Below are 11,279 nucleotides of genomic sequence, written 5' to 3'. Positions count from 1 at the left end.
ACATCATGGTAGAGCGGAACACATGAGAGTAGCGATCGTGGCGCCGAGTCCGGTGCCTTTTATCATCGGCGGCGCCGAGAACCTGTGGTGGGGCATGCTGCGCGAACTGAACCGGCGCGCGGGCGTGGTGGCCGAGCTGATCAAGCTGCCAAGCCCGGAGCGCAACCTGATCGAGCTGATCGGCAGCTACCGCAGGTTCGCACGCCTGGACCTGAGCCACTTCGACCTGGTCATCAGCACGAAGTACCCGGCGTGGATGGTCCGGCACCCTAACCACATGGTCTATCTGCAGCACAAGCTGCGCGGCCTCTATGACACCTGTCCGGCGCACCTGGCGCAGCCCCCGGACGCCGCCGCGGTGGCGCGCCTGCGCTTGCCGCCGGCGCTCGAGGCCGCGCTGCTGGAGGGCCGCGGCGGCGAAAGCCTCGATGCCGCCGAGGTGGCCGATATCCTGCTGGCCGCGCTGGCGCGCGCCGATGCACCGCCGGACCTGTTGCATTTTCCCGGGACGTTCGCGCGCGCGGTGGTCCACCTGCTCGACCGCATCGGCATGCAGCCCGGCCATATCCGGCGCTACGCGGCGATCTCGCGCACGGTGCGGGATCGTGCCGCGCATTTTCCCGCCGGCTGCCAGGTTGAGGTGTGCCATCACCCGACCGGGCTGGAGGGCCTGGCGCCGGCCCCGCTGCCGGACGACACCGGCATCTTCACCGCGAGCCGGCTGGTGGGCGCCAAGCGCATCGACTTGCTGATCGACGCCTACAGGTGCAGCGGCGCGGCCATGCCGCTGCGCATCGCCGGCGCCGGCCCCGAAGAGAAGGCCCTGCGCGCGCGCGCGGCGCGCCACGACGGTATCCAGTTCCTTGGCCGGCTGACCGACGCGGAACTGGCCCAGGCGTACGCCCGCGCGGCCTTCGTCCCGTTCGTGCCATACCAGGAGGACTACGGCCTGATCACGCTGGAGGCGATGCTGTGCGGCCGGCCGGTGCTGACCGTCAGCGACAGCGGCGGACCGACCGAACTGATCGAAGACGGGGTCAATGGCGTGGTCGCGGCACCCGACGCGCGGTCGCTGGGTGCGGCCATCGCCCGGCTTGCGGCCGACCCGGCCGGTGTCGCCGCGATGGGCCTGCGCGCGCGCGAACGTGCGGCGGCGATCCACTGGCAGGCCTTTGGCGACTGGCTGCTGTGCGGTGCCGCCCCGGTCGCCGCATCGGCGTCCGCACCGGCTCCCGCCGCGCCGCATGTGGCGCGTCCGGCCAGGCCGCGCGTCGTGGTCGTCAATACGTTTGCCGTCGAACCGGTGGTCAGCGGTGGCAAGCTGCGGCTGTTTGGCCTCTACCGTCACCTGGCACAGGCTTTTGATGTGCGCTTCGTCAACCTGGCGGATACCGCGATGCCGCGCCATGCCAGGCCGCTGGCGCCAGGCGTAGTGGAGGAGGTGGTGCCGGTGACGCCGCGCCTGCGCGATCATGCCCGGGATCTCGAACAGAAGCTCGGCGTGTCCGCGGGCGACCTGGCCGCCGCGATGCATCCGGACAGCGTGCCGCAGTGGCTTGAGGCGCTGCGCGAGCAGCTGCGCAGCGCGCAACTGGCGGTTTGCGCGCATCCGTACGGCTTCCCCGCCTTGCAGGCTGCCGGCGAGCCGCGTCCGCACCTGTACGAGGCGCACAACGTGGAATACGACCTGAAGGCGGGCATGTATGGCCGGCACGCCTGGGCGGCCCAGCTGGTCCGGCATTACGAGCGCCAGTGCGCCGAACAGGCGCGTGGCGTGACGGCTTGCAGCGAACAGGATGCCGAGCGGCTGCGCCAGTTGTACCAGCTCGCCGGGACGCCGGTGGCCGTGCTGGCCAACGGCATCGAGATCGCCGAGACGCCGTTCGTGGCGGCCGCCGAGCGCAAGACACGAGGGCGCCGCCTGGGCAAGGAGCGGCCGCTGGCCTTGTTCATGGGCAGCGCGCACGGGCCCAATCTCGAAGCCGCCGCGCTGGTGCTGGCGGCGGCGGCACGCAGCCCGGCGCTGGACTTTGCCATCATGGGCTCGGTCTGCGGCATGCTCGACGCCGAGCCCCGCCCCGGCAACGTCGCCATGCTCGGCGTAGTCGATGCCGCCGAGAAGTCGCTGTGGCTGGGCCTGGCCGACTATGGCCTCAATCCCGTGCTGGCCGGCTCCGGCACCAACCTGAAGCTGGCCGAGTACACGGCCAGCGGCCTGCTGGTGCTGAGCACGGTGTTCGGCGCGCGCGGCAGCGGCCTGACGGCGTGGGAAGACTTCGTGCCGATCGAGGCCGACGACCTTGCCGGCGCCCTGTGCGCCGCGCGCGAGCTCGACACCGCCCGTCATGACGCGCTGGTCGGGTCGGCGCGCGCCAAGGTCGCCGCCAACGGCGACTGGCGCAAGATCGGCGAACGCTACGCCGCCTTTGCCTCGGGCTTCTTGCGTACCTGAATCTCGGCTTCGCCCTTGGCCAGCTTTTCCAGAATGACGGGCTCGCGCACGATCAGGCGGCGCAAGTCCTTCTGGACGATGCCGGTGCTGACCAGGGCGTGGATGGCGCGCGACACGGTTTCGCGGCTTACATTGGCCATGATCGCGATACCTTGCTGATTGGGCAGGTTCTCGATCGTGACGAGGTTGCCGGTCGGGTTGCGCGCGGCGCTCATCAGGATCGCATAGACGCGCGAATAGGCCCGGTTCATGCCCAGCATCGAACGGTAGCTGGAAGCCTGGCGGATCGTGTTGCACAGCTTCTGCAGCAGTGTCTCGACCACGCTAGGGTGGTTATAGAACAGCCACTTCGCCTTCTGCCGGGGCAGGAAGCCGACGAGGGAATCGACGCTGGCAACGATGGATGCCGAGCGGGGCAGGCCATCGATGATGGACAGCTCGCCGAAATAATCGCCGGGTTCGACGAAATCGAGCCCGACTTCCCGCCCGTCCTCGGCCAGTGCGATGACCTGGAGCCGGCCGCTTAGCAGCATCATCAGCGAATCGCCGGCGGCGCCGTGGTGGACGACAAATTCCCGCTTGCGAAACCGCTGGATCCTGATCTCGGCCTGCAGCTCGAGCAGCGTTTCGTCATCCAGGCCGGCCAGGAGACGTTGTCGCCTGAGCAGGTCAAGCGGCTTCATTGCTGAAATTCTAGACATGGACGTTACATAGCTGTCACCCCACGTCCAAGCTAACACGTCCGCGTTGGCCAAGTTTGTGACTCCTGTCACAAAGCGCCGGGCGTGGCTCGGTCATCATCGTCGCCAGCCTGTCGACGATGCGGGAGCCCTCTGGGCGACCTGCACAGGGCCGGGCGTGCGGCCCTTGCGCTGCACTGAAGTCAGAAGGGGTTGCAATGGAATCGATAATCCGGGGAATGCTGGTCGGCGTGCTGTCGATCGGCTGGGCGGGGCTGGCCTGGGCGCAAGGACCGGCCGAGGTGGGCAAGATCGCCGTGGTGGCCGGCAGCGCCTGGATCGAGTTGCACGGCGAGCGCCAGCCTCTGCAGGCCGGCAGCGCCCTGCACGAGGGCGTGACGCTGCAGACCGGCAGCGACGGCTACGTGTACGTCAACACGGTAGACCGCGGCTTTGTCAGCCTGCGTCCGAACTCCAGCCTCACCATCGAGGCCTACGTCTACGACGGCGCCGCGCCCGCCAACACCCAGATCAAGCTGCGCCTGAACCGCGGCGTGGTGCGTACCATCTCAGGTGAGGGCGCACAGGCTGCGCGCGAGCGTTTCCGCATGAATACCCCGGTGGCCGCGATCGGCATCCGCGGCACCGACTTCTCTGTCTTCACTGACGCGCGGACCACGCGCGTCAGTGTGCGCGCGGGTGGCATCGTGATGTCGCCGTTCCTTGGCGGCTGCCGACCCGCAGGCATGGGCCCGTGCGAAGGCGGCACGGGACTGTCGAGCCAGGCGGGGGGCAGCATCCTGCAGCTGCGCCATGGCGAGACCCAGCCGACGCTGCTTGGGCCGCAGTTCCAGCACCTGTCGCCGGAGGCAGTGGCTCCGCCGGGCAAGGACGAGGGCAGCGCTGCCGGCGGGCCGGTCAGGACCTCCGCGGTCAGCGCACCGGCGGTCGTCACTGCCAACGAGATCGAAATACTCGGCGACGCCGCCAGGTTGTTGCCTGAGCCGCGTCCCGCCCCGCCGCCCGTGCCCGAGACGCCGGTGGTGCGCCCGCCGCCTCCCCCGCCGCCGCCGGAGGCGCAGAAGCTGTTCTGGGGCCGCTACCAGGCCCTGGCCAACCTGCCGGCGGACACCACCCTGGAGGCACTGCGCGCAGGCGTGCATGACATCGTTGCCATGGGCGGTTTCGGTCCGTTCGCCCTGTTGCGCGATACGCGCGAGCCGATGACGATGCCGGTCAAGGGCGTGTTCGGCTTCCAGTTGAAGGGCGCCGAGGCCTACGTCGTGGGCAATGGGAAGGCGACCGCGGCGACGGTGGCGGATCCTTCGCTCGTGGTCGACTTCGGCAAGCGCCGCTTCGACACGAGTCTTACCGTCAGCACCGGCCAGCTCAGCCATCAGATGCGCGCGCAAGGCTCGGTGACCTCCGACGGCATGATGCGCAGCGACCAGGCCGCGGGCAATGCCACGGTGCGCGGTGCGCTGGCCGGCACTGAAGCGACGCAGGCCGGCTACGTATTCAGCAGCGAAATCGGCGCCTCCGGGCAGACCGCTGTCGGGGCGACAAATTGGGGGCGCTAGGCGCGGCCACGCCGCGCGACTGGCTGCGCCCGGGCCTGTTCGCCCTGGTCCTGGGCGCCTGCGCCTTGCTTGGCAGCGGCACGTGGTCGCCGCGCTGGTTTCACCGCCTGGAGGACCTGGTGGCCGACCTGCGCTGGCGGCTGGGCCCGTCCGCCGGCCAGTCGGCGCATGTCGCGGTGATCGAGATCGACGAGGCCAGCCTGGATGTCGTCGGGCCCTGGCCGTGGCCGCGCGAAGTCGTGGCCGGGCTGGCCGGTGAACTCTTCGCGCGGCATAGGGCCCGCGTGGTTGCCCTGGACATGGTGTTTCCGGAACCCCGGGACGCCGCCGCCGACGCCGCCTTGCTTGCGCTCTCCAGGCGGCACCGGATGGTGTTTTCGCAGGCCTTTTACCTGACGCCGGACGCGGTGCGGACAGGTCATCCCGGTGGCGCGCTGCCGGCTCCTGCCAATCCCGCGGCGCCCGGCATGATGGCCGACGTGCCGGCGGCGACGGGCCATCTCGGCAATTTTTTCGCCGCAGCCCCCGGCGACTGCGTCGGCCATATCACCCCCCAGGTGGATGCCGACGGGGTGGTACGGCGCATGGCGCCGGTGATCGGCTATGCGGGGCGGCATTATCCGATGCTGGCGGCGGCGGCCCTGCTGTGCGCCAGGCCCGGCCTGCCCGCGGCGCTGCCCTGGACCGCATTGGCGCCGCTGATGGCGGCAGCGAAGGAGGCCGATGGCTTCGTGCTCATTCCGTGGCGCCATGCGAGCGCGGGGTTTCCGGTATTCAGCGCGGTCGACGTGCTGGCCCGGCGCGTGCCGGCGCAGGCGCTGGCCGGACGCTATGTGCTGGTCGGCGCGTCGGCGCTCGGCCTGTCGGACCATGTCGTCAGCCCGCACGATCCACGCCTGCCGGGCGTGATGGCGCATGCCGAGATGCTCGACTGGCTGCTGGCGGAAGCCGCTGCGCCTTCGGCGCGGCTGGTGCTGCCGTGGCTGGGCTGGGCCTGGACCCTGGCTACGGTGCTCGGGCTCGCGTGGCTGTCGCGCGGCGGCAACCTGCTGGCGACCTATGGCGCCCTGACCGGCATGGCCGGGCTATGGCTGCTGGTGCTGCTGGGCTTGCCGCCGGGCGCGGCCGGGCGGGCGGCGGTGCTGCCCGTGGTGGCCGCGCTCATGCTGCTGCTGTTGCAGGCGCCGGCGGAGTGGGCGCTGGCGCGCGCGCAGGCGCGGCAGTTCCAGCGCCGTTTCCGCCGCTATCTGCCGCCGGCGGTGATGGAAGCCCTGCTGCGCGAGCGCGGCTACGAGGCGATGCTGCCCATGCGCCGGACGCTGACCGTGCTGTTCGCCGACATGGAGGGCTACACCGCGCTGGCCGAGACCATGGCGCCGGAGCGGCTGGTCAAGGTGACGGAGATCGTCCTGGAAGCGCTGACCGCGCAGATCCACGCCGCTGGCGGCACCGTGGACAAGTACATGGGGGACGCGGTGATGGCGTTCTGGAACGCCCCGCTCGATCAGCCCGACCATGCGGATCGCGGCCTGGCGTGCGCCTGCGCCATCCTGTCCGGCATGCCGGCGCTCAACGCGCGGCTGCAGGCGGAATGCCCGTGGCTGGCGCCGGTGCGCATCTGCATCGGATTGCACAGCGGCGACGCCGTGGTCGGCGAGATCGGCTCGCCGCTGCGCAAGAGCTACACGGCCATCGGCGATACGGTCAATATCGCGTCGCGCCTGCAGGACCTGTGCAAGGCGGTCTCGGCCGACCTGCTGGTGGGCGAGGGGACCGCGGCGCTCGCGCTGCGTCACGTGCTAAAGCCGGTCGGCCGCGCGCGCTTGCGCGGGCGCAGCCGGGCCGAGCAGATCTACGCGGTTCGCGGCCGGCCATGCCCGCAGCCTTTCGACCTGTCGGAGCCGGCTGTTGCCTGATGCGCGTGCCCGGTGCACGCGGGCGAGTCTGTGCGCAATGCTGATGTGTGCTGCCGGTGCGGCGCAATGGGCGCACTCGGCCCAGCCGGTACTCCCCGCCCGGCCAGCCATGCCGGATCTGGTGGCGCCGCATCAGCCGGGATCCCCGGGTGGCATCGTCGCAGAATTGCCCGCCGCGGCTTTCGACGCCGGCGGGGCTTACGAATCCTTCTACCAGCGCGTTCATGGCGCGATGCGCGACGGCGACTTCGACGCGGCGCGGCAGCTGCTGCTCGATGTCGAGCGGCTGCCGCTGCCGCACGCCGGCGCACGGCTAGACATCGCCATTGCCCTGTGCGAGCTGGGCGAGCGCGAGCGCGCCTTCACGCAGTTTTCCCAACTGCAGGGCGGCGCCGATGTGCCGCCCGCAATCCGCGTGCTGATCGACTCCTATGTCCGGGGGGGATGCACGCGCCCTGACCCGCGTTTGCGCGGGCAGCTATCGTTGCAGGCCGGCTACACCACCAACGCCAACTATGGCCCGCGCAATCCGGTGGTGCCGCTGGCCCCCGGGGCATCGGTGCCATACCTGTTGCTGCAGCCGTCACAGCTGGCGCAGGCGGACCGCTTTGCCGGCATGGACGGCAGCGTGAACTGGGGCACCGGCGGCGTCGAAGGGTTGAACGTCTCCGCGGGCGCCTCGATCCGCCAATACGCCCGGCGCCACGACTATAGCCAGTACGGCACAAGCCTGGCCGTCCACTACGGCAGCGAGACCCGCGTCGGGCTGGTGGAGGGGCAGGCCGCGCTCGGCTACACATGGCTGGGCGGCCGACCGTACCAGTATGGCGGCAGCATGCTGCTGGGGTACTGGTTGCCGGAGCGCCAGCTGGCAGGCAAGCTTTACCGGGTCGGTATCGACACCAGCATGGCGCTCGACCGCTATCCCGATGGCCATGCCTTCGACGCGCGCCGCCACGACCTGCGCTTGCGCGGGCGGCTGGACCTCGCGCCCAACATGCAGGTGTCGGCCGCGGTCGGTGTCATCCGCGACCTGGCCCGCAACGAGCGCGCGGGTGGCGACCGCGATGGCTACGCCATCCTTGCGAACCTGACATGGCTGCCGCATCCGCGCCATCTGGTGGTGGCGCTCGCCCAGCGGCAGGAATTGCGCGATCGCCAGCCGTACTTCCGCGCATTGTTCGGCGACACGCGCCGACGCCAGGTGCTCAGCCAGGTGCTGCTGCGCTACACCTATCGCCATGCGACTGATCTCTCGTTCTATGTCCAGGGCCTGTACCAGCAATCCGACGATTCCATCCCGCTGTTCCGCTACCGCGCCGGCAGCGTCAGCACCGGCGTGCTGATGGAGTTCTGAGCCGTGCGACGGACTGCGCGATTGTGCCGGCGGGCACAGTATCGTGCGGCAGGCGCTGCCACAATCGCCTGCTGCGCCTGACATGGCAACTTTGCGCTTCTCATGGATTGGGAAAAACTGACCAACGGCGGCCTGGGCGAATTCCATCGCTATCCGCGGCGAGACCGCCGCAATCGCACCGTGCCTATCCTGCTTGTGCTGGCCATTGCCGTGGCGCTGGCTGTCGGCTACTGGATGCGCTGAGCCGGACGCTGCCTTGCGCTTGCCGGCGTGGCTGACCCGGGTTCCATCCACCGGAGCCGGCTCGTGGCGAAGCACGCAAAAAATGCCGCCAGTGCCCGGGGAGCAACTGGCGGAAAATGCGGGGATTAACGGCCGTGAAGACGACCGTTACGCGGCATTCTAGGCAAGCACGCCGGTCACGTCGGTGATGCCTGTCACACCATCAGCCAGTTGTGGGCGAGATCCCACCAAGGTGGGGGTCAGCCGCGGCATCGGCGGTTGCATGGCCGTCGCGCCATCCACGGCCCGCATCGCCTGGCCCAGCATCGCACCAGCCAGGCGGATGCCATTGGCGCACGCTTTCCAGCCGCCACAGAATCATCCGCCCAGGTCCCACATCCCGCGCGACGGCAGGCGCCCGGCATTCCGGTGTGCGACCAGCTTCTTGTATAGCGCCGCCCGGCTGATGCCGATGGCCGCCGCGGCACGGGCCACGTGGCCTGAACTGGCCGTCAGCGCCCGGACCAGGTAGGCGGCTTCGAACCTGGCCATGGCTTCGGCGTAGCCGGGCTCCGCTGCTTGTCCGGCAGCGCCCGCCGGTGCAGCCTGCGGCGGCGGCACGTCAGCCGGTGCCGGGCCGGCCTTGATGCCGAGCAGGGATGCCAGCGTGCTGCCGTCGACCTCGCCGGAGTCGTGCATCATCACCAGTCGCTCGAGGATGTTGCGCAACTGGCGCACGTTGCCGGGCCAGTGGTATTCGGCCAGCAGTTTCAGCGCGTCCTGCGTCAGCACCGGGGCATCGCGCTCAGCGCGCGCGCAGATTTCTTCCAGCGTGGCATAGACCAGCGGCAGAACGTCGGGCTGGCGCTGACGTAGCGGGGGCAGGCAGATCGGCAGCACGTTGAGCCGGTAATACAGGTCCGCGCGAAATTTGCCGGCTTCCACCAGGGCCGGCAGGTCAGCGGAGGTGGCGGCGATGATGCGCACGTCGGCGCGGATGATGCGGTTCGAGCCAATGGGCTCGATCTCCTTCTCCTGCAGGGCGCGCAGCAGCTTGCTTTGCAGCATCAGCGGCATGTCGCCGATTTCGTCCAGGAACAGCGTGCCGCCGTCGGCCAGTTCGAACTTGCCCATGCGGCCCTTGCGCTCGGCGCCGGTGTACGCGCCCGGCGCCGCGCCGAAGAACTCGACTTCAAGCAAGGTTTCGGGAATGGCCGCCATGTTCAGGGTCACCAGCGGCCGTCCCGCGCGTGCAGAGGCCGCGTGGATGGCGTGGGCCAGCAGTTCCTTGCCGGTGCCGGTATCGCCCAGAAGCAATACCGGCGCATCGGCCTGCGCGGCCCGGCGCGCCAGCCGCTTGACCTCGAGCGTGGCGGGGCAGTTGCCGACGAAGCTGGCAAAGGTGTACTTGGCACGCCGTGTCTGCTCCAGCGTACGGCGCGTGGCGACCAGCTCTTCGCGCACGCGGGTGTAGTGCGTAAACAGCGGCGTCAGCGACTTGAGTTCGTCGAACAGGGCAAAGCCGACCGCGCCGATGGTATTGCCATCGTTGTCCTTGATCGGCAGGCGCATCACGATCATCGGATCCTGCGGGGTTTCAAGGATATCGAGCAGGATCGGCTTGCCGGTCTCGACCACCTGGCGCATCAGGCTGGTCGGGATCACCCGCTCGCACTCCAGCCCGATTGCCGCCTGCGGGTCCTCGAAGCCGAAACGCGCGGCATACCGCTTGTTGATCCAGACCACGCGCGCGTGCGCGTCGACCACGATGGTGCCCTCGCTGAAATTCTCGAAGGTACGGAACAGCGATTCCATCGCGCGCCGGGCGACGGCGTCGTAATTGCCCAGCATGCCGCCGTCTTCGGTCTCGCGAAGTTCATTCATCGTGGTGTCTCCATGGCGAGACGGATTCTCACATGAAGGATCGCATTTTGCCAAATGATCTCGATAGCGAGAATTCAGGTGCCAATGCGCGCTGTTTTGCGAGGTGTAAGTCATATTTTGACCTGGCACGAACGCTGCAATGATGCCGGGCCCCCGCACTCGCGCTTGCGCACGCGGGGAAACGTGCATGCGCGGTCGGCCGCGCCCGCCATGACACGCCAGCCCAAAAATAGATACAGATTCCTATGACAATCCTGAACGGAAAAACCGCGCTCGTTACCGGCTCGACCAGCGGCATCGGACTGGGCATCGCGCAGGCGGTGGCCCGGGCTGGCGCCAATCTCGTGCTCAATGGCTTTGGCGACGCCGAGGCCGCTGTCGCCGCCATCCGGGCGACCGGCGCCGCGGTCATCCACCATCCCGCCGACATGCGCAGTCCGCAAGAGATTGAAGCCATGTTCGCCATGGCGCAGGAGCGCTTCGGTGCGGTAGATGTGCTGGTGAACAACGCCGGCATCCAGCACGTGGCGCCGATCGATAGCTTCGATGTTCGCAAGTGGGACGACATCCTCGCCATCAACCTGAGCTCGGGGTTCCATACAACCCGACAGGCACTGCCTGGCATGCGCGCGCGCAACTGGGGCCGGATCATCAACATTGCCTCGGTGCATGGCCTGGTCGGCTCCGCCGGCAAGTCGGCCTACGTCGCCGCCAAGCACGGGCTGGTAGGGCTGACCAAGGTCACCGCGCTGGAGACGGCGCGCACGGGCGTGACCTGCAACGCCATCTGTCCGGGCTTCGTGTTGACCCCGCTGGTGCAGCAGCAGATCGACGACCTTGCCGCTCGGGAAGGGCTGAGCGCGGACGATGCGCGCGCGCGCTTGCTGGGCGAAAAGCAGCCGTCGGGCCGGTTCGTGACGCCCGAGGAGCTCGGCAACCTTGCGCTGATGCTGTGCTCGCCCCAGGCGGCCGAGGTGCGCGGCGCGACGTGGGTCGCCGACGGCGGCTGGACCGCGCAGTAGACGCTTTCAAACCAGCAAAACAGAACAGACCAGGCAGGAGACAAATGCACCAACACGAAACCATTCTTCAGACGCGGAACCTCACCAAGGAGTTCAAGGGGTTCACGGCGGTGAGCGACGTCAACCTGCGGGTGCGCCGCGGCTCGATCCATGCGTTGATCGGCCC

At 69.0% G+C, this 11,279-nt stretch carries 8 protein-coding genes and 1 pseudogene; 7 read left to right on the top strand and 2 right to left on the bottom strand.

Annotated elements, in window-relative coordinates:
- Nucleotides 1–22 precede the first annotated feature (22 nt).
- Nucleotides 23–2,452 (top strand): glycosyltransferase family 4 protein, encoded by a 2,430-nt coding sequence (locus GA0116996_RS17495; protein WP_092314174.1) that lies wholly within the window; start codon nt 23–25, stop codon nt 2,450–2,452.
- On the opposite strand, the gene GA0116996_RS17490 is transcribed toward GA0116996_RS17495, so the two are convergent.
- Nucleotides 2,416–3,135, bottom strand: coding sequence for a Crp/Fnr family transcriptional regulator (locus GA0116996_RS17490; protein WP_092314172.1), 720 nt, complete (start codon nt 3,133–3,135; stop codon nt 2,416–2,418). The genes GA0116996_RS17495 and GA0116996_RS17490 overlap by 37 nt on opposite strands.
- Nucleotides 3,136–3,350: 215 nt before the next feature.
- Between GA0116996_RS17490 and GA0116996_RS17485 the strand changes: the two genes are divergently transcribed.
- The 4 genes from GA0116996_RS17485 to GA0116996_RS28295 all read left to right on the top strand — a co-directional run bounded on the left by GA0116996_RS17485 (nt 3,351) and on the right by GA0116996_RS28295 (nt 8,228).
- Complete coding sequence (locus GA0116996_RS17485; protein WP_167355522.1) at nt 3,351–4,712, top strand: FecR family protein; 1,362 nt, start codon at nt 3,351–3,353, stop codon at nt 4,710–4,712.
- Nucleotides 4,700–6,628 carry an adenylate/guanylate cyclase domain-containing protein gene (locus tag GA0116996_RS17480; protein WP_092314168.1) on the top strand — a complete coding sequence of 643 codons (1,929 nt, stop codon included), beginning with the start codon at nt 4,700–4,702 and terminating at the stop codon, nt 6,626–6,628. Before GA0116996_RS17485 ends, GA0116996_RS17480 begins: the two co-directional genes overlap by 13 nt.
- A gap of 109 nt (nt 6,629–6,737) precedes the next feature.
- A complete protein-coding gene (locus GA0116996_RS17475) occupies nt 6,738–7,985 on the top strand; it encodes a hypothetical protein (protein WP_141693747.1) in 1,248 nt (415 codons plus the stop codon).
- Between the two features lie 102 nt (nt 7,986–8,087).
- Nucleotides 8,088–8,228, top strand: a complete 141-nt coding sequence (locus GA0116996_RS28295) for a hypothetical protein (RefSeq protein ID WP_165835173.1) — start codon at nt 8,088–8,090, stop codon at nt 8,226–8,228.
- 357 nt (nt 8,229–8,585) lie between these two features.
- Here GA0116996_RS28295 and GA0116996_RS17470 read toward each other — a convergent pair whose 3' ends face one another.
- A complete protein-coding gene (locus tag GA0116996_RS17470) occupies nt 8,586–10,091 on the bottom strand; it encodes a sigma-54 interaction domain-containing protein (protein WP_092314164.1) in 1,506 nt (501 codons plus the stop codon).
- 245 nt (nt 10,092–10,336) lie between these two features.
- On the opposite strand from GA0116996_RS17470, the gene GA0116996_RS17465 reads away from it, so the two are divergent.
- Both GA0116996_RS17465 and GA0116996_RS28515 read left to right on the top strand, forming a co-directional pair.
- A complete protein-coding gene (locus tag GA0116996_RS17465) occupies nt 10,337–11,113 on the top strand; it encodes a 3-hydroxybutyrate dehydrogenase (RefSeq protein ID WP_092314162.1) in 777 nt (258 codons plus the stop codon).
- A 44-nt stretch (nt 11,114–11,157) separates the two neighbouring features.
- A pseudogene (locus tag GA0116996_RS28515) lies at nt 11,158–11,279 on the top strand (ABC transporter ATP-binding protein); the annotation flags it as partial.

Source organism: Cupriavidus alkaliphilus, assembly GCF_900094595.1.
Lineage (GTDB): Bacteria > Pseudomonadota > Gammaproteobacteria > Burkholderiales > Burkholderiaceae > Cupriavidus > Cupriavidus alkaliphilus.
The sequence above is the reverse complement of the archived record's forward strand: the minus strand, read 5'-3'. Positions and strand labels throughout refer to the sequence as shown.